A 19,028-nucleotide genomic window follows, 5' to 3' on the forward strand; every position below is an offset into this window, starting at 1 on the left:
GGGGGTCGCTGGGAGCGCGGGGGCATCTTGGAGGTCCACCCCTGGGGGTCAGGTGGACGGCAGTACCGTACCAATCAGTCGGCTAGGCCAGAAGGCAGAACGCCGAATCTCGTAATCAAAACGAGATCAAGCCGCGCGGGGCCGCTCGTCCCGGACCGCGCGGACCACGCCCGCGACGTTGTCGGCCGAAAGCTCCTCCAACCGCAGGCAGGGGCCGTCCAGCGCGGCCGCGAGCCGGGCCGCCAACCCGAGTCGGACCGGCCCGCTCTCGCAATCCACCACGACGGAGGCCACGCCCGCCTCGGCGAGCAGTCCGGCCGAACGCAGCGCGTCGTCGACGGCGCGCTGCGCCCGAAGCCGCCCGCCGTCCTCGCGGTTCACCGGCACGGTGGCTTTTCCGTCGGTCAGCAGCACGACCAGGGTCCGCCGGTTCGGGTCCCGCATCCGCTCGGTCTGCACCACGCGGCGAACCCGCAGCAGCCCGTCGGCCAGCGGCGTGCGACCGCCGGTGCGCAGTCCCCGCATCCGCGCGGCCGCGATGTCCACAGAGGACGTCGGCGGCAGCGCGAGCTCCGCGGAGTCGCCGCGGAAGGTCACCACGCCGACCTTGTCGCGCCGCTGGTAGGCGTCCCGCAGCAGCGACAGAACGGCGCCACTGACCGCCGACATCCGCTCCCTGGCGGCCATCGACCCCGACGCATCCACCGCGAACAGCACCAGGTTCCCCTCGCGCCCCTCCCGGATTGCGCGCCGCAGATCGTCGGACCGCAGCACCAGCCCGGGACCGCGGCGGCCGCGGGCGACCTGGTGCGGCGCCGCGGCGGCCAGCGTGGCCGCCAGGTGGATGCCATGTCCCTCCACAGTGGACGACCGGGTGGCTCGGCCGCTGCGCGCCCGGGACCGCGACCGCCGTCCCGGCGCCCCGTCGCCGAGCCCCGGCACCTCCAGCAGCCGCGCCCGGAACGCCGCGGCCGGCGCTGCCGGCGGCCGCTCCGCGGGCGCCCGACCGTCGCTGCGCTCCTCCGAGCCGCCACCGGCTCCGCCGTCCGGCTCGGTCGGCCCCTCCGGCGGCTGGCCGCCGCCGTCCGGGCCTTCCGGCGGCTCGTCGCCGCCGCCGTCGTCGGCGTGCTCCGCCGCCTCCGTCAGGGCCTGCTGGAGCTGGTCTTCGGCCATGCCGGGTTCGTCGAAGGGGTCGCGGCGGCGACGGTGCGGCAGCGCGAGCCTGGCCGCCGCTTCGACGTCCGACTCGGCGACCGCCTCGGCTCCGCGCCAGGCCGCGTGCGCGACGGCGGTGCGCGCCAGCACCAGGTCGGCTCGCATGCCGTCGACGTCGAAGGACGCGCACAGCGCGGCGATCCGGCGCAGCTCGGTATCCGGGAGGACCACCGCGTCCACCCGGGCGCGGGCGGCCAAGATCCGTGCGGCGAGTTCGGCGTCGGCGTCGGCCCACCGCGCGGCGAACCCGGCCGGGTCGGCTTCGAACGCCAGGCGGCGGCGCACCACCTCGGTCCGGGTCGCCACCTCGCGCGAAGCGGCGACGTGCACGGTGAGCCCGAACCGGTCCAGCAGCTGCGGGCGCAGCTCGCCTTCCTCCGGGTTCATCGTTCCCACCAGCAGGAACGACGCCGCATGCGAGACCGAGACGCCTTCGCGCTCGACGTGCGCACGCCCCATCGCCGCGGCATCCAGCAGCAGGTCGACGAGGTGGTCGTGCAGCAGGTTCACCTCGTCGACGTAAAGCACGCCCCGGTGCGCGGCGGCGAGCAGGCCGGGCTGGAAGGCGCGGACGCCTTCCGTCAGGGCACGTTCCAGGTCGAGCGAGCCGATCAACCGGTCCTCGGTGGCGCCCACCGGGAGCTCAACTAGCTGGGCGGGGTGCTGCGTCGCGGCGGAGCCGTGCGGACCGTCCGGGCACTGCGGGTCCGCGGCCTGCGGATCGCACCCGAAGCGGCAGTCTGCGATCACGTCCAGCGGCGGCAGCAACGACGCCAGCGCACGCACCACGGTCGACTTCGCGGTGCCCTTCTCGCCTCGGACGAGGACCCCGCCGATGCGCGGGTGAACGGCGTTGAGCAGCAGCGCCAGCCGGAGGTCGTCGTGGCCGACGACGGCGGAGAAGGGAAAGCGCGGAACAGCGGACATGCCTGGTGTTCCTTCCTCGGGGTGCGGACGCCCCGGTGGCGGGAACAAGGGGCCGCAGTGTCCTGACTCCCGGATCGTCGCGCCCCTCCGGCCTTCCCAGGTCGCCCCGGTGGCTCGCGGGGGGAGGGCCGCTCCCCGGTCACAGTGGCGCCGACCGTGCCGGATTCCCACCGGCTTCCTGACGCACCCCTTGCATTCGGATCACCGTGCATCGTCGCAGAACCCGGCCGCCTGACCAACCGACCACCACCCCGAGGAGACCAGCACCACTGGAGAGCGCCTTGCTCTCCGCACCGGCGCGCGGCGTGCCGGGAGTCGGCGATTTAAGGCCTGTTTCGAAAGTGGTTTGCGTAGGGGTGCGGGTAGCGGAACCTCAGAGGCCTTCTCGCGCACGTGTTCCCCGACATCATGAATGCCAATTCACCACCTCGGGGCTGTCCTCGCGAGAAGGACCCCTGAGAACCCGCGGCGGTGCCAGTTGAGTCCCACACCGCAAGCGGCTGCCGCCGCTTATAAAACACGTCCTAGCGGGAGCAGCCGGCGCGAACGCACGTGCAAGCCGGGATCGCGCCGAATGGCCGGGCTGTCCCGGACGCGGTTGAAATACGCGAGCAGGTGCTCGCCGGACGAGGGCACGCTCGAACACGCCCCTGGACCGGAACAGGCTCAGGCGGCGTCCGGGCCGGTGCGGCGCCGGCAGAAGCGGTGCGCGTGGTCGACCCGGCCGCGAAGCGCCGGGGGCAGGGCGGCGGCTGCGGGGGCAGCACGCCGCGGCGATCACGCCGTTCGGTGCAGCCGTTGCCGCTGCGCAACGCTCCGCGTTGACGCCGGGAGCGCGGTAGCCCGAACGATCGCGGTCAAGCCCGCAGTAGCCGATCACGCGCGGCGGCGGGGCTCGCGGCGCATGTCGACGTGCGGGATTCCGTCCTCCAGGTATTCCTCGCCGTCCTCGACGAAACCGAAGGAGCGGTAGAAGTCCGTGGCGTAGGTCTGCGCGGCCAGCACGGCCGGCGAGTGCTGCACCTCGGCGACCGCGGCGCGCATCAGCTTGCGGGCCAGGCCCAGGCCGCGCGCGTCCTTGGCGGTGCAGACCCGCCCGATGCGGAAGGTGCCGTCGGGATCTTCCAGCAGCCGGAGATAGCCGAGCACGTAGCCGTCGGCCGAGTCGATCCAGAAGTGCCGGGTGGTCTCCTCCAGGTCGCGACCGTCCAGCTCCGGGTAGGGGCATTCCTGCTCGACGACGAACACGTCGACGCGCAGGCGCAACATCCGGTAGAAGTCCTCGGCGTCCAGGTCCGCGGTGTAGGCGCGGTGGACGGCGGTCGCGAGCGGCTGGAGGGTCACTCTTACCTGGATATCACAGCCGGGTCTCGAAACCCTCATTCACCAGCGCGGGGAGTAGTCAACGCCACTCGCCGACACCCTTTCCCGCTGCTCTGTTCGGGGCAGTTCGGCGCCGCTGTTCGGGGCAGTTTGGCGCCGAAGCGCTGACCCTCCGCAGGTCCCTCGACTAGCCTGCGCGTGATCAGTGATCGATCAGTCATGGCGAGTGGCTTGGGGGGATTTGTGAGCGAACCGATCTTCGGCGGCGATGGCGCGCACACCGAGGAGAACATCAGGCGCTGGGCGGCCAACGTCGAGGCGAAAGCCGAGCGCTACCAGCAGATGCAGCAGCAGGTGACTGCGGTCAGTGCCAGCGCGGAGTCCCGCGACGGGGTGGTGCGGGTGACTGTGGACAGCGCCGGCGCGGTCACCGACCTGCAGATCACCGACGACGCGCGCCGGATGTCCGGCGCGGGGCTCACCGAAGCGGTGCTGACGACCATGCGGCAGGCCCAGGCAGGTCTCCGGGACAAGGTGGCCGAGGCCATGTCGGCCACTGTCGGCGACGACCCCGAGACCGTCAACGCGGTCCTGTCGGCGTACCAGGAGCGCTTCCCGGATCCCGAAGCCGAGGAACGCGCCGAGCAGCCGCCCGCAGACGAGGACTTCAACGGCGACACGTACCTGCGGTGACCAGGCGTCGGCTGGGGGTTGACGATGACGGACGCATTCGGCGTGTCTCCGGAGGAGCTCCGGTCGCACGCCAGCAAGCTCGACGCGCTCTCCGACCAGCTGCAGACCGCGTTGGACGCGGCCAACCAGGTCACGATGGGCTCCGAGGCCTACGGGGTGATCTGCTCGTTCTTCGTGCCGATCGTGCAGGCGGTCTCGCAGCCCGGGGTCGACGCCCTGTCCACCGCGTGAGAATCCATGACCGACCAGGCCGGCAACGTCAAGGACACCGCGCAGACCTACGAGTCCGGTGACGAGGCGAACGCCGACAGCTTCTCCGGCTGGGAGGTGTGATGGCCGGCAACCCGCTGGTCGCGCCGCGGCAGGATTCGACCACCGGGGTCAGCGGCATCGGCATCCTCGAGTCCGTCGGCGACCTCCAGTCCGGCATCGAATCGGGTTCCTGGTCGGAGATCGCGCTCGGCGCGGCCGGCATGGGGCTGGAAGCGCTGTCGATGGTCATGGACCCGGTCGGCACGCTGGTCTCGTACGCGGTGTCCTGGCTGATGGAGCACGTCAAGCCGCTGTCGGACGCCCTGGACTGGCTGGCCGGCGACCCGGACCAGATCTCCGCCTACGCCCAGACCTGGGGCAACGTCGCGAAATCGGTGGAGCAGGTCGCGGCCGATTTCACCAACGAGGTCAACAACATCACCGGCACCTGGACCGGTGCGGCGGCCGACGCCTACAAGAACGCCACCACGAAGCAAGCCGAGCAGATCAAAGCGGCGGGCGGCGCGGCGAACACCATCAGCACGGTCGTCGAGATCGTCGGCGTGCTGGTCGGCGTCGTCCGCGAGCTGGTGCGCGACCTGGTCGCGGAGTGCGTGGCGGCGCTGATCACCAAAATCCCCCGCTGGATCGCGGAAATCGGCGGCACCCTCGGCGTCGGCACCCCGGCGGTGGTGGCCGAAGCGGCCGGGATGATCGCCAAGTGGGTCAGCAAGATCTCCGACGTCCTCCTGAAGCTGACCCGGTCACTGAACAAGCTGCAACCGCTGCTGAAGAAGCTCGACGAGATCTGGGAAGGCATCAAGGACGCCCTCAAAGGCCTCCGCAAGGCCGACGGCCCAGCGAGCACCAAGCCGTCCAGCGTGGACGCGCCGTCCCCCAAACCAGACGCCCCGGACACCACCCCGACTCCCCCGACACGTCCCCGTCGAGCACGACCCCGGACGGAACGTCGTCAACCCCGGACAGCTCCACGCCGGACAACCCCAATTCCAAGAGCGAAGACGGCAACCTCCAGAACAAGACCGACGACCCGGAGACCCCGAACCGCGACGCGACCGACCGGAAGTGCGAGAACGACCCGATCGACGTCGCCAGCGGCGAGGGGTCACCCGCCTCACCAACTCCCTCGGCCACGTCAAGACGTTCCACCTCAACGAAAAGCGCCAGGTGGTCCGGGAAATCGACCCGCTGGGCGGCGAAACGGTGTCCGAGTGGGACGCCTACGACAGACTCCTGTCCCGAACGGACCCACTCGGCCGCACGGTCCGGTACACGTACGACGACGCCGAGAACCTCGTCGCGGTAACCCGCCCCGACGGCGCCCAAACCCGCTTCGAATACAACGACCTCCGCCTACCGATCATCGTCATCACCCCGGACGGCTCGATCTCCCGCCGCGAGTACGACGAACGCGGCAACCTGACCAGCGTGGTCGACCCGCTAGGCGCGGTCACGCACTACAGCTACAACGAGCACGGCCGCCTAACAGCCGTGACCGACGCGCTCGGAAGCGCCCGGTTGGTCGAAACAGATTCCGCCGGGCTGCCGGCGTCGGTGACCGATCCGTTGGGCAGCACTGTGCGATACGAGCGCGACGCCTTCGGGCGGGTGATGGCCATCACCGACCCGCTGGGCGGAACCACCCGGTTCGGCTGGACCGTCGACGGGAAACCTGCGTGGCGCACGTTGCCGGACGGGGCCACCGAGCGGTGGATCTACGACGGCGAGGGAAACCTCCGCACCCACGTGGACGCCCGGGGGCAGGAGACGCACACCGAGGTCACCCACTTCGACCTGCCGTCGGCCGAGGTCAAGCCGGACGGAACCCGCCTCGAATTCGCCTACGACACCGAACTGCGCCTGGTCGGCGTCACCAACGAGCAGGGGCTGGTCTGGCGCTACGACTACGACCCGGCCGGAAACCTGGTCCGCGAGACCGACTTCAACGGCCGGATGATCACCTACCGGCACGACGCGGCCGGCCAACTCCTCCAACGCACCAACGGCGCAGGTGAGGTCACCTACTTCGGACGCGACGCGCTGGGCAACGTCATCGAGCGCCGGAACGGCTCGATGACGACGACGTACACCTACGACGAGCTGGGGCGGCTCGTCGAAGCGTTGAACCCCGACACCCGGGTCGCCTTCCACCGAGACCCGCTCGGACGAGTACAAGCCGAAACGATCAACGGCCGAACGGTCGCCTCGGCCTACGACGCGCTGGGCAGGCGAACCCACCGCCGCACGCCATCAGGCGCGGAAAGCATCTGGGAGTACGACGCGAACAGCCGCCCCACTACGCTGCACATCTCCGGCCGCACCCTCCGTTTTGGCTACGACGCGGCAGGCCACGAGATCCAACGGGCCCTCGGCCCGAACACCGTCCTGTCCCAGGCATGGGACGCCAACCACCAACTGCTCTCGCAGGAACTCAACGGACCCGGCGGCCGGTCCATCCAGCACCGGACGTACACCTACCGCGCGGACGGCTATCTGACCGGAATCGACGACCAGCTCACCGGCCCGCGCACGTTCGAACTCGACCAGGCGGGCCGGGTGACCGTCGTCCAGGGCGCGGGCTGGACCGAACGCTACGCCTACGACTCGGCGGGCAACATCGCGAACGCCTCCTGGCCGGTTCCGCAAGGCTCGCCTGATGCCGAAGCGCTAGGCGAGCGGGATTACAGCGGAACCCTCGTGCGCCGCACGGGAAACGTCCGCTACGAACACGACGCACAGGGCCGGGTCGTGCTCCGCCAGCGCAAGCGCCTGTCCCAGAAACCCGAGACCTGGCGGTATTTCTGGGACGCCGACGACCGGTTGGTCGAAGTCCTCACCCCGGACGGCTCCCGCTGGCGATACCGCTACGACCCCCTCGGCCGCCGCGTCGCCAAGCAACGCCTGACCCCCGACGGCACGCGAGTTGTCGAGCAGACCGAGTTCATCTGGGACGGCTCGGTACTCGCCGAACAGGCGCACACCGACGGCGTGCCGAACGGTCCCCAACTCGGCGACCGTCGCGTCACGGTCTGGAACTACGAACCCGGTTCCTTCCGGCCGATCACCCAAACCGAACGATCACCGCTGCGCCACGCCCCGCAGCAGTGGGTGGACGAGCAGTTCTATTCCATCGTCACGGACCTCGTCGGCTCCCCCACGGAACTCATCAACGACCAAGGCGGCATCGCCTGGTTCCACCGAACAACCCTGTGGGGCAACACAACGGACCAAAGCCGCACGGGCGCCTACACCCCGCTGCGCTTCCCCGGCCAGTACCACGACCAGGAAACCGGCCTCAACTACAACTACTTTCGCCACTACGACCCGGCGACCGGCCGCTACAGCAGTGCCGACCCGCTCGGGTTGCAAGGCGGATTTCAGACCCACAGCTACGTGCACAATCCGTACACCTGGGTGGACCCGTTCGGCCTTTGGTCCTGCAAAGATGACCACGTCGAGCTCTATCGTGCGGTAAAAGAAGACGAGTTGAAGGACATCCTCGATAACCGCGCCTTCTCGAACCCTCAGGGCATCGAGAGCAAGTACTTCTCGCAAAGCGCCGAGGACGCGGCAGCCTACGCGAGGGAGGCGTACCGAAACTGGCCCGATGAAGGCGCGTATACTATCGTACGAACATCAATTCAGAGAGATTTGATTCCGGACGAGAGCGTCCTTCCTTATATCTCGGACGTCAAGGGCGGACTTCCAGGCGTGGCACTGCCAAGCGAACTGCTGGACAAGTTAAGCAGACCTCGCGTTCTTCCACACGCGTCCATCTAGGAACGAGACAGCATGCTTTTGATCTTCGCTACCACAACCGACGAAAAAGCCAGCCGGTTCAGAGCAACACTCGGCGATATCACAAATATCGAGTTCCGCACGGGCGCAGTCAAGGACACGGCGATCGGCTGCGATGCCATTTTGATCAAGTTCTACCTGGCACACGATCGGTACGGCGGAACCCCGAAGCCCGGAGTATCACAAGTTCTCCCAAACAGCCGGAACGACGGACTCCCGGCTCTAATCGTCACGACCCTGCCATTTCCTCCTGGGGACGAGGTTGCAGACCCGAGCCAGCTGGAAGACCGCTTCTACACGATGTTCGCCGTCCCCATGACCACCTTCAATGATTTTCTCTCCAACCAGAGCGAATCGAAATCCTTGCACGTACACCGGGAGGGCCTCGGCCTGGATTCGGCGGAGGATGCAATCGTCGCAGGAGCCCTCCGGAGAGCCGTCTTGGATTTCAACGACCGAACCAGGCCGCGTTGAAATCCACTCCAAGAGCCTTATCGGTCGCGAACTCCAGGACATTAGCCTAATCGACAACGGACCAGATCCAGCTTTCAATATTTCCCACAACGTCGAATTGCAGGTTTTCGGAGACACGGACTACGACCGTTTGACCCCGCCGAGCCATTTCGCTGCGGTCACAGCTCCGCCGACAGCTCCGCGGCGTAGCTGCTCAGCCGGGTGTACACGCCGGGGGTGTTGGGGCGGCCGCAACCGGTGCCGTAGGAGACCACTCCGATCAGGCGGTTGTCCGCCACGATCGGGCCACCCGAGTCCCCGGCGCAGGCGTCCGTGCCACCCTCCGGGACTCCGGCGCAGAACATGCTCCGGGCGTCGTAGTTCGGGTACGCGGTCCGGCAGGTTTCATCGGTGGTGACCGGGACGTCAACCGAGCGCAGGGTGTTCGACGGCGGACCGGATTCGCTGGTGCGGCCCCAGCCGTAAACCCGCGCTACCGCCCCCGGCTGGTACGGCGCGGCTTCACCCGGGCCCACGACGTTCAGCGGGCGTTGCGGCATCGGGGCGCGCAGGGTCAGCACCGCGACGTCGTCGCCACGGGTGTAGTCCTTGAAGCCGGGGTGGACCCAGATGCTCTGGATCTCCCCGACCACGCCGCGCTCCGTGCGCAGATCGGTGCGTCCCGCGATCGCGCGCAGTCCCTCCGGAGCCCGCCTGGTGCCGGTCGCCGGGTCCACCGTGCAGTGCGCCGCCGTGATGACCTTGATCGGGCTCACCAGGGTGCCGCCGCAGAACTGGCGGCCGTAGTCGTCGGTCACCGCCACGGCCCAGGGGGCGTCGTCCGTGCTGGTTTCCGAGCCGCCGAGCACGCGCGCCTCGGGTTGCTCCGCCGCGCTGGCCGCCACCGGGTGAAGTCCGGCCAGGGCCGTCACCGCGCCGGTGACCACGAGCCGCAGCAGCGCCCCCTTGCGCGCCGTTCCGGTCCTGCGCTCACTGCCACACCCCACGTCGTGCCTCCAGCTGTCGCGGATCTTGCCGACGGCACACCGTAGTCACTCCGATACGGAAACTTCACGAGGCGCAACTCACACGTTCTCGGGAAAATATTTCGTTAATATGGATTATGATGGGAAATTTTGCGGAGAGCGTCGATGATGGCAGCCACTCATCCTTCCCCAACCACCACGGACCCGAAGCACGCCTCGCGCCGGGCCCGTGAACTGTGCCCGACCAGGTGATCGATTCCACACGATCAAGTGATCAGTGCTGCGCGCTGTCGCGAAGGAGGATGCCGTGCTTGCGGACCTGACCCCGTTGCCCGCGTTCTTGCTGGCCAGCGCGGTCGTCATCCTCACCCCGGGCGTTGACGTCTTCCTGCTGCTTCGCACCTCGCTGACGGCCGGCCGCCGGGCCGGGCTGCTCGCGCTCGCCGGGATGGGCTGACCGCGAGCGGCGTGCCGAAGCCCAGGTAGGCGATCGACCAGAACACCGCGGTGGACTGACCAAAGTGGACGGTGCGAGACCTTCCAGCGCTACCGTTCCTAGAGTGAGTGGCCATTGTCGGTGGCGTCCTGGTGATCGCGGCACGCTACCGGCCATCACGCCTGCCGGGTGGTCCGGTGAGGCCGAAAGGGATCGTGTGCGGGCGTCCGGCCGGGTTGCCGCAGGAGTCCACGACGATGGCCGCGAGGTGATCGGCGCCTGAGATCCACGCTCAGCAGGCGTCCCCCACCAGTGGTGATCTCACTCGGTGTGGGAAGCACAATGGTCGGTGTGGACCAGGAGGCGTCGAGATACCAGCGGCCACGGTCGACGTCGAAGCCGATGTCATCACGGCGGGACCTGACCGCGACATGACGCGGCCGGGGCGCTCCAGGTGCGCCCCCGGCCGCGCCGATCCGGGTCAGGAACCCAGTTGTGCTTGGACGTCGTCGTGGTACGCCGACACCCGGGTGTAGATGCCGGGCGCGTTGGGCCGGGCGCAGCCGTTGCCCGTCGAGACGATCCCGACCAGCTTGTTGTCGACCACCAGCGGCCCACCGGAGTCACCCTGGCAGCTGTCCACGCCGCCCTGCGGGAAACCGGCGCAGATCATCGCGTCGGACTTGTACTGCGGGTACGCCTTCTGGCATTCCTGGTCGCTGACCAGCGGCACTTCGGCCTTCTGCAGGGTCTGCGACGCCTGGCCACCTTCAGCGGTGGCGCCCCAGCCGAGCGCCGAGGACATCCTCCCAGCTTCGTAGAGCGAGCCGTCCTCCCTGCCGGCCAGCGCGAGCGGTTGGTGCGGCAGCTCCTGGTCCAGGGTCAGCACCGCGACGTCCGCGCCGCTGTTGGCGTTCTGGAAGCCCGGGTGCACCCAGATGCCGGTCACCTTGGCGACCGTGCCCTCGGTGGTCTTCTTGTCCTCCCGCCCGGCGACGACCTGGACCGACTCCGGCTTCTCCCCCGAGACGCAGTGCGCGGCGGTCACGATCTTGTTGGCCTTGGCGACCGTGCCGCCGCAGAACTGGTTGCCCTGCGGGTCGGTCAGGTACACCACCCAAGGGTGTTCGGCGATTTTGGCGGGTTGGCCGCCCACGATGGGCGGTGCTTTGGCCTCCGACGTGTCCCCACCCGCCGCGTTGGCCGTCGTTGTCAGCAAGCCCGACGACAGGGTCGCCGCCGCCAGCAGCCCGGCAATCGACCACATCCGGCGCTTCGTGTCTGTCATCACCGTTGCCTCCTCCCCCGGAGCCATCCGGCACGCCGTCGTTCGACCTGCCGCCTCCGGCTCGTCCAAGAGTGTCCATGAGAAAGAGGATCAGAACCCGCTGTTGGATACACCTGAGCTAGCCAGGGCAACCCGATCGAGTGGAAAAAGCGCACTATTACCACCCGGACGGACTAACACGACTGTCCAAATAGGACTTTGGCCACATGGCCAATTCCCTTGTCTGGAAAGAGTAATTCCACGCTTGCCGAGAGCTCAGTCCTCCAACTGCCCCTCCAGCTCCAGGTAGACCGCGCGGAGGTCGTCGAGCACCGACGCGTCCGGCTCGGCCCACAGGCCGCGCTCGGCCGCCTCCAACAGGCGTTCGGTCATGCCGCGCAACGCCCACGGGTTGGACTGCCGCAGGAACTGCTGCACCTGTTCGTCGAACACGTACGACTCGGCGAGCTTGGTGTACATCCAGTCGTCGACCACACCGGCGGTCGCGTCGAAGCCGAACAAGTAGTCCACTGTGGCCGCGAGCTCGAAAGCGCCCTTGTAGCCGTGCCGCTGCATGGCCGAAATCCACTTCGGGTTGACCACGCGGGCCCGGAAGACCCGCTTGGTCTCCTCGCCCAGCGTCCGCGTCTTGACCGCGTGCGGCACCGCCGAGTCGCCGACGTAGGCGGCCGGGTTCTGCCCGGACAGCGCGCGCACCATGGCCACCATGCCGCCGTGGTACTGGAAGTAGTCGTCGGAGTCGGCGATGTCGTGCTCGCGGGTGTCGACGTTCTTCGCCGCGACCTGGATGCGGCGGAACGCCGATTCCATGTCGGTGCGCGCCTCGCGTCCGTCCAGGCCGCGCCCGTAGGCGTAGCCGCCCCAAGTCGCGTAGACCTCGGCGAGGTCGGCGTCGCTGCGCCAATTGCGGGCATCGATCAGCGGCAGCAGACCCGCGCCGTAGGCGCCCGGCTTGGAGCCGAAGATGCGCGTCGAGGCGCGCCGGTCGTCGCCGTGGTCGGCAAGGTCGGCGCGGTAGTGCGCGGCGACGTAGTTGTCCTCGTCCGGTTCGTCGAGCTTGGCCACCGTCTGCACCGCGTCATCGAGCAGCGCCACCACGTGCGGGAAGGCATCGCGGAAGAAGCCGGAGATGCGGACCACCACGTCGATGCGCGGCCGGCCCAGCTCCGCGACCGGAACCACGTCGAAGCCGGTCACCCGGCGCGAGGCGTCGTCCCACACCGGGCGGCAGCCCAGCAACCACAGGATTTCGCCGAGGTCGTCGCCCTGGGTGCGCATCGCGGAGGTGCCCCACACGGTCAGCCCGACCGAACGCGGGTACTCACCGGTGTCCTCGCGGTGGCGCGCCAGCAGCGAATCGGCCAGTGCGGAGCCGACGTCGAAGGCGTTGCGGGACGGGATGGCCTTCGGGTCCACGGAGTAGAAGTTGCGACCGGTGGGCAGCACCGAGATCAGCCCGCGCGTCGGCGATCCGGACGGACCGGCCGGGACGAAGCCGCCGCCCAGCGCGTGCAGAACGTGCTCGACCTCCTCGGTGGTGCGCGCCAGCCGCGGCGCGACCTCCGTGCAGGCGAAGCGCAGCACCTGCGCGACCGAGTCCAGCGGCGCGCCGACAACCCCGGCGACGACCTCCTCGGCCGCCGCGGCCTGCCAGCCCGCCTCGGCCAGCGCGACGATCAGCTTGCGCGCCAAGGATTCCAGCAGGTCCACGGCGTCCGACGCCGATACCGAAGGCCCTTCGACCAGCTGCGTCAGCGCGCTCGGCACGTCGGCCCCGGCACCCGGTTCGGCCAGCAGCACCTGCTCGTCGAGTCCGAAGTGGACGGCCAGCGCGGAGCGCAGCCCGGGCAGCGCGCCGACCTTGCCGCCGAACACCTGGCGGGCGCGCAGGATCGCGAGGACGTCGTTGACCAGCTCCTCGCCCACCGGCGCTCGGCCCAGGATGTGCAGGCCGTCGCGGATCTGCACGTCCTTGATCTCGCACAGGTACCCGTCGATGTGCATCACGAAGTCGTCGAAGGACTCCGCGTCGGGCTGGTCCTCCTGGTGCAGGTCGCGGTGCAGCTCCGCGGCGGTGACCAGCTCCCAGATCTGGTTGCGCAGCGTGGGTTTCTTCTCCGGGTCCAAGTCTGCGACCAGCGCGTACTCGTCCAGCAGCTGCTCCAGCTTGGCGATGTCGCCGTAGCTGTCCGCCCGGGCCATCGGCGGGATCATGTGGTCGACCACGACGGCGTGCCCGCGGCGCTTGGCCTGGGTGCCCTCGCCCGGGTCGTTGACGATGAACGGGTAGATCAGCGGCAGCTCGCCCAGCACCGCGTCCGGCGCGCAGTCCGCCGCCAGTCCCAGGCCCTTGCCCGGCAGCCATTCCAGGGTTCCGTGCTTGCCCAGGTGGATCACCGCGTGCGCGCCGAACTCCTCGGCCAGCCACCGGTAGGCGGCCAAGTACTGGTGCGACGGCGGCAGATCCGGGTCGTGGTAGATCGCGATCGGGTTCTCCCCGAAGCCGCGCGGCGGCTGGATCATCAGCACCACGTTGCCGAAGCGAAGCGCCGCGACGTAGATCGAGCCCTCGTCGTCGACGTACAAGCTGCCGGGCGGGGCGCCCCAGTGCTCCGTCATGGCCGCCCGCAACGACTCCGGCAGCGCGTCGAACCACTCGCGGTAGCGAGTGGCGGGCACCAAGATCGCCGCCTCGGACATCTGGTCCTCGGTCAGCCACTCGACGTCGTGCCCGCCCGCGGCGATCAGCCGGTGGATGAGGCTGTCACCGTCCAGACCGGACACGTCCAGCCCGCCGAGGTCGTAGCCCGCGGCCTCCAACGCGCGCAGCAGCACGACGGCCGATGCTGGGGTGTCCAGGCCGACGGCGTTGCCGACGCGGGAATGCTTCGTCGGGTAGGACGACAGGACCACGCCGACCCGCTTGTCCTTGTTGCCGACGTGGCGCAACCGGGCCAGCGACACCGCCGTTCCCGCGACGCGGCGCGCGCGCTCCGGATCGGCGACGTAGACCGGGATGCCGTCCTCGCCGCTTTCCTTGAAGGAAAACGGGACGCTGATCAGCCGACCGTCGAACTCGGGCACCGCGACCTGCATCGCCGCGTCCATCGGCGAGAGCGCCGCGTCGCTTTCCGCCCACACCGCGCGACTGGTGGTCAGGCACAGGCCCTGCAGGACCGGGATGCCGAGCTCGGCGAGCGCGCCTGCGTCCCAGGAGTCCTCGTCGCCACCCGCGCTCGCGTCCGCCGCGACGGCACCGCCAGCGGCGAGCACCGTCGCGACCAGGGCGTCGCAGCCTTCGAGCAGTTCGCGCAAGCCTGCCGCGTCCGACAGCCCGCGCAGCGAGCCGCAGAACACCGGCACGGCGTTGGCACCGGCGTTTTCCACCTGCTCGGCCAGGGAATCCACGAAACCGGTGTTGCCCGCCAAGGCGTGGGCCCGGTAGAAGACGATGCCCACCGTGGGCCGCGCCGGGTCGTGCGGCCGGGAGCCGTGGCGGCCGAACTCGGGCGTCTTCTCCGGCGCGGCGAAGCCCTCTCCGGTCAGCAGCACCGTGTCGGAGAGGAACTGGGCCAGCTGGGCGAGGTTGTTCGGCCCGCCTTCGACGAGGTAGGCCAGCGCCTGCGTGGTCACCCCGGCGGGCACGGTGGACAGGGCCATCAGCTCGGCGTCCGGGGTGGCCTCGCCGCCGAGCGCGACGGTGGGGACGCCGGAGGCGAGGACCGCGTCGAGGCCATCCCAGGCCCGGCGGCCGCCCAGCAGGCGGACCACCACGACATCCACGCCGGCGAGCAGCTCCGGGACTTCTTCGGGGGTGACGCGGGCGGGGTTGGCGACCCGGTAGCCGGCGTCCGCGGCTCGGGCGGCCAGCAGGTCGGTGTCCGCAGTGGACAGAAGCAGGACACGGGTAGTTTCGCGGGCAGGCTCGCTCACGGTCGTCCTCTCTCGGGGTGCGCGCCCCGGTGGGGTCACGGCGGCCGGAGTGTCCTGGCTCCCGGATCGCCGCAGGCCCCCGCCTTCCCGCCCGCGGGCGGTGGCACGTGGGGGCTGCTCCCCGGTCACAGTGGCGCGACCACCCCGGATTCGCACCGGGTTCCTCCACGACACCGCCGTCTTGCTAGCCGCCATCCTAACGGCCCCCACGCACCTGCCAAGACACCTGCCAAGCCGCAATTTCAATGGAAATCAGAGCTCTGATTTCCATTGAAATTGCGGAAGTTGTCCACAGTCTCCGGCGTGTCGGATCCCGACACGCCGAACCACTACAAGTTCCATTGAAATCGAAGGTTCGATTTCAATGGAACTTGCGGAAGTTGTCCACATCCCCGGTGCAGGGTCAGTAGCCCGCGGTGCGGTCGATGACGCCGAGGAGCGGTTGGCCCGCGAGGCGGCGGCGGACGTTGTCCTCCACCCGCCGCGCCAGCGCCGGGACCAGCAAGGACTTCGGGTTCGCCGAGTGCGGCGAGATGATCGCGTGCGGGTGCTGGAACAGCGGGTGCCCGTCCGGCAGCGGCTCCGGGTCCGTCACGTCCAGCGCCGCGCCGCCGATGCGCTCCGCGTCCAGCGCCTCGACCAGCGCTTCGGTGTCGACCAGCGATCCGCGGGCGACGTTGATCAGCCACGCGCCGGCCTTCATCCGGGACAGCGCGTCGGCGTCGATCAGCTTCGCCGTCTCGGCCGTCGCGGGCGCGGCGACCACGACGAAGTCCGACTCCGCGAGCAGCCGGTCCATCCCGGCTTCGTCGTCGGCCGGCCAGGTCCAGGCCGCCCCGGCGACCGGCTTCCCGGACCGGTTCACCGCCAGCACCCGGACGCCGAAGGGCTGCAGCAAATCGATCAGCACCCGGCCGATGCCCCCGGCGCCGATGATCCCGACCGTGGCGCCGAAGAGGCTGAGCATGCCCGTCGGTCGCGCCCAGTTCTCCGCTCGTGCCATCACGTGCAGCCGCCGCGCTCCGACGAGCATCAGTCCGAGCGTGTGCTCGGCGACGGTCTGGGCGTAGGTGCCCGCCGCGGAGGTGAAGGTGATCCCGTCGCGCAGCGCGTCGGCGGCGGCCCACGCTTCGATACCGGCCGATGGGAGCTGCACCCATTCCAGGCCGGGGTGGTCGAACTCGGCGAACCGCTCGGGGCCTTCGCCGTACCAGACCAGCGCGGTGGCCTCCGCGGCCGGGCTGATCTCGGCACCGGCCGCCGCGACGGCCGCTGTCAACTCCGGCGGGGCGATTGGACCAATGTGGACCTGCACGACTTCTCCATCTCGGCTCGGATCTGGTCGTGAGTGATCGTTCCGGTAAGAACCGGAACGATCACTCACGAGGTCTCGGCCAACTTCGCCAACTCGGGCAGCTGCTCGGCATCCTCCAACGCCGAACCGACCGCCACCACGGCGGCCCCCGCCGCGAGAAACTCCAGCGCGTTGCGCGCGTTCATCCCGCCGGTGGCCACTATCCGCAGGCCGGGGAACGGCCCGTGCATCGCCTTGAACCAACCGGCGCCCAGTTCGGCGGCCGGGAACGCCTTTACCCACGACAGCCCGAGCCGGTGGGCTTGCTGGATCTCGCTGGGCGTGGCCACGCCGGGCAGGTGCGGCACGCCGAGTTCCGCGCTCAGCCGCACCACCTCGGGGTCCAGCCCCGGCGCCACGGTGAACGCCGCGCCCAGTTCCTTGGCCGTGTGCACCTGCTCCGTGCTCACCACGGTCCCGGCCCCCACCGGCCGACCCCGCAGCACGCCCGCCTGCACCGCCGCGCGCAGCGACGGCTCGGCGCGCTGCGTCTCGATCGGCACCTCGACCGCCTCGATGCCGAGGTCCCACGCCCGTTCGGCCAGTTCGACGGTCCGCTGCGGGTCCATTCCGCGCAGGATCGCCATGACCGGACCGGCGAAGAGCTCGTCGAAGAAGCCCACGATCACTCCCCTTTCCCGGACGCAACGCCGCCGCCGAAGCTGAGGCTGCACCACTGCTGCTCGTCGTAGCCCGACCATTCGGCGACCGCGCCGCGATCCGGCGGCGCCATGTGGTCCTCGGTGCTGAGCAGGCTGTGCGCGGCCAGGATGTGCCCGAGCCGCAGGCAGCGGACGCCGTTTTCGCCGCGCAGTACGCCGGAGAGGTATCCGGCGGCGAACGCGTCCCCGGCGCCCACCGGCTCGACCACCTGGACCTTCGGCGCGGGCACGATCACCGTCTCGGCGCCCAGGGCGTAGGCCGCGGCGGCGCCGTCCTTGACCACGACGACGCTCGGCTGGTCCAGGAGTTTCCGCACGTCCTCGGGGGTTTCGACGCCCCAGAGGGTGGTCGCCTCGTCCAGGCCGACGAACACCACGTCGGCGAGCTGGGCGAGTTCGCGCAGCCGCGGTCCGGCCTGCTCGACCGGCCACAGCGAGGGGCGGTAGTTGACGTCGAAGGTGATCCGGGCGCTGCGTTCGCGGGTCAGCAGTCGTCGGACGAGCCGGTCGCAGCTGGCGGAGAGCGCGGGGGTGATGCCGCTGATGTGCAGCAGCCGCGGCGCGTCGAGCTGCTCGTCGCCGAGGAAATTTTCGTCCATTGTGGACGCCGCAGAGCCCGCCCGGTAGTAGTGCACCTTGGTGCCGGACGGACCGGGGTCCTTGAAGTAGACGCCGGTCAGCGCGTCCGGGCACACCTCAACCAGGCCGGTGTCGACCCCGGCGGCGGCGATGGCCGCGACCACGCGGCGCCCGAGCGGGTCGTCCCCGACCCTGCTGGCCCAGCCGACGCGGTGCCCTAGCGCGGCGAGGTGGATGGCCACATTGGACTCCGCGCCACCTGCGGAGAGGGTGAACGTCGCGGCCTGCTCCAGGGGCACCGGGGCAGCCGGGGCGACCAGCGACATCGTCTCCCCCAGGCACAGCACCTCGGGGGTGCTGCTCGGCTCCGCCACGTTCGCCTCCTAGATCCCACGGCACCCGTCGCCGGACAGCTTAACCATTCATCGCTGCGAAATGCACATCCCCGTTGCACTCCTCGCAACAAGGTGGCTGCGGCGTGCGCTGTGGTGGCGAACGGCAGGCCTCTAGGCTGAGAATCCGGTGATCACGCACACCCCGATGAAAGGGAGGCTGCTCGAATGAGCTTGGAGCGCCCGATCGATCCGGACCCGTACTCGCTGCTGCCCTCGGTTCCGGCGTTCACGGTCACCTCCGACGACGTGACCGACGGTCAGCCGATGGCGCAGGCCCACGCCTACGACGGCATGGGCGCCGACGGCCAGAACCACTCGCCACACCTGCGCTGGACCGGTTTCCCGGAGACCACCAAGAGCTTCGTGGTGACCTGCTTCGACCCCGACGCGCCGATCCCGGGCGGCTTCTGGCACTGGGTGCTGGTGGACGTGCCGGCCGACGTGACCGAGCTGGCCACCGACGCGGGCAACCGCAACGGGCAGGGCATCCCGGCCGGGTCCTTCCACGTCGCCAACGACCTCGGCGAACGCGCCTTCGGCGGCGCCGCCCCGCCGCCCGGCGACCGGCCGCACCGCTACTACTTCGTGGTCCACGCGGTGGACACCGAGAAGCTCGGCGTGAATGAGAACGCCAGCCCGGCGGTAGTCAGCTTCAACCTGGCCTTCCACACCGTCGCGCGCGCCGTCATCACCCCCACCTACCAGCGCTGACG

Annotated in this window: 15 protein-coding genes and 2 riboswitches; of the genes, 6 read left to right on the plus strand and 9 right to left on the minus strand. The window is 69.7% G+C overall.

Going from position 1 to position 19,028, the window contains the following annotated elements; translation table 11 throughout:
- Positions 1–126: 126 nt before the first annotated feature.
- Together FDZ84_RS04815 and FDZ84_RS04820 are read right to left on the minus strand one after the other, a co-directional pair.
- Positions 127–2,142, minus strand: a complete 2,016-nt coding sequence (locus FDZ84_RS04815; protein ID WP_168584894.1) for a putative cobaltochelatase — start codon at positions 2,140–2,142, stop codon at positions 127–129.
- A 55-nt stretch (positions 2,143–2,197) separates the two neighbouring features.
- Positions 2,198–2,324, minus strand: a riboswitch (cobalamin riboswitch).
- A 694-nt stretch (positions 2,325–3,018) separates the two neighbouring features.
- A complete protein-coding gene (locus tag FDZ84_RS04820; protein ID WP_168584895.1) occupies positions 3,019–3,486 on the minus strand; it encodes a GNAT family N-acetyltransferase in 468 nt (155 codons plus the stop codon).
- 222 nt (positions 3,487–3,708) lie between these two features.
- On the opposite strand from FDZ84_RS04820, the gene FDZ84_RS04825 reads away from it, so the two are divergent.
- Both FDZ84_RS04825 and FDZ84_RS04830 read left to right on the plus strand, forming a co-directional pair.
- The gene (locus tag FDZ84_RS04825; protein ID WP_168584896.1) at positions 3,709–4,158 is read left to right on the plus strand and encodes a YbaB/EbfC family nucleoid-associated protein; all 450 of its coding nucleotides are present in this window, start codon (positions 3,709–3,711) and stop codon (positions 4,156–4,158) included.
- A gap of 24 nt (positions 4,159–4,182) precedes the next feature.
- Positions 4,183–4,389 carry a type VII secretion target gene (locus tag FDZ84_RS04830; RefSeq protein ID WP_168584897.1) on the plus strand — a complete coding sequence of 69 codons (207 nt, stop codon included), beginning with the start codon at positions 4,183–4,185 and terminating at the stop codon, positions 4,387–4,389.
- A gap of 493 nt (positions 4,390–4,882) precedes the next feature.
- Here FDZ84_RS04830 and FDZ84_RS04835 read toward each other — a convergent pair whose 3' ends face one another.
- Entirely contained in the window at positions 4,883–5,230 is a 348-nt protein-coding gene (locus tag FDZ84_RS04835; RefSeq protein ID WP_168584898.1) for a hypothetical protein, read from the minus strand.
- Between the two features lie 266 nt (positions 5,231–5,496).
- Here FDZ84_RS04835 and FDZ84_RS04840 point away from each other — a divergent pair, with 266 nt between their 5' ends.
- Complete coding sequence (locus FDZ84_RS04840) at positions 5,497–8,211, plus strand: RHS repeat protein (RefSeq protein WP_168584899.1); 2,715 nt, start codon at positions 5,497–5,499, stop codon at positions 8,209–8,211.
- Between the two features lie 12 nt (positions 8,212–8,223).
- On the plus strand, positions 8,224–8,703 hold the full coding sequence (locus FDZ84_RS04845; RefSeq protein ID WP_168584900.1) for a hypothetical protein: 480 nt from the start codon (positions 8,224–8,226) through the stop codon (positions 8,701–8,703).
- Between the two features lie 158 nt (positions 8,704–8,861).
- Here FDZ84_RS04845 and FDZ84_RS04850 read toward each other — a convergent pair whose 3' ends face one another.
- Entirely contained in the window at positions 8,862–9,689 is an 828-nt protein-coding gene (locus FDZ84_RS04850) for a trypsin-like serine protease (RefSeq protein ID WP_168584901.1), read from the minus strand.
- A gap of 286 nt (positions 9,690–9,975) precedes the next feature.
- Here FDZ84_RS04850 and FDZ84_RS04855 point away from each other — a divergent pair, with 286 nt between their 5' ends.
- Positions 9,976–10,125, plus strand: coding sequence for a hypothetical protein (locus tag FDZ84_RS04855; RefSeq protein WP_246868799.1), 150 nt, complete (start codon positions 9,976–9,978; stop codon positions 10,123–10,125).
- Positions 10,126–10,585: 460 nt separating this feature from the next.
- On the opposite strand, the gene FDZ84_RS04860 is transcribed toward FDZ84_RS04855, so the two are convergent.
- From FDZ84_RS04860 to FDZ84_RS04880, 5 genes are all read right to left on the minus strand, one after another.
- Positions 10,586–11,392 (minus strand): trypsin-like serine protease, encoded by an 807-nt coding sequence (locus FDZ84_RS04860; protein WP_168584902.1) that lies wholly within the window; start codon positions 11,390–11,392, stop codon positions 10,586–10,588.
- 255 nt (positions 11,393–11,647) lie between these two features.
- Complete coding sequence (gene cobN / locus FDZ84_RS04865; RefSeq protein WP_210435428.1) at positions 11,648–15,325, minus strand: cobaltochelatase subunit CobN; 3,678 nt, start codon at positions 15,323–15,325, stop codon at positions 11,648–11,650.
- A 47-nt stretch (positions 15,326–15,372) separates the two neighbouring features.
- A riboswitch (cobalamin riboswitch) is annotated at positions 15,373–15,491 on the minus strand.
- A gap of 237 nt (positions 15,492–15,728) precedes the next feature.
- Positions 15,729–16,640 carry a D-isomer specific 2-hydroxyacid dehydrogenase family protein gene (locus tag FDZ84_RS04870; RefSeq protein ID WP_168584903.1) on the minus strand — a complete coding sequence of 304 codons (912 nt, stop codon included), beginning with the start codon at positions 16,638–16,640 and terminating at the stop codon, positions 15,729–15,731.
- Positions 16,641–16,705: 65 nt separating this feature from the next.
- Positions 16,706–17,302: a bifunctional 4-hydroxy-2-oxoglutarate aldolase/2-dehydro-3-deoxy-phosphogluconate aldolase gene (locus tag FDZ84_RS04875; protein WP_246868800.1), complete on the minus strand. Its 597-nt coding sequence runs from the start codon at positions 17,300–17,302 to the stop codon at positions 16,706–16,708.
- A 2-nt stretch (positions 17,303–17,304) separates the two neighbouring features.
- Positions 17,305–18,294, minus strand: coding sequence for a sugar kinase (locus tag FDZ84_RS04880; protein ID WP_168584904.1), 990 nt, complete (start codon positions 18,292–18,294; stop codon positions 17,305–17,307).
- 186 nt (positions 18,295–18,480) lie between these two features.
- Between FDZ84_RS04880 and FDZ84_RS04885 the strand changes: the two genes are divergently transcribed.
- Entirely contained in the window at positions 18,481–19,026 is a 546-nt protein-coding gene (locus FDZ84_RS04885) for a YbhB/YbcL family Raf kinase inhibitor-like protein (protein WP_168584905.1), read from the plus strand.
- Positions 19,027–19,028: the final 2 nt, after the last annotated feature.

The sequence above is a fragment of the Saccharopolyspora sp. ASAGF58 genome (assembly GCF_012277335.1).
GTDB lineage: Bacteria > Actinomycetota > Actinomycetes > Mycobacteriales > Pseudonocardiaceae > Saccharopolyspora > Saccharopolyspora hattusasensis.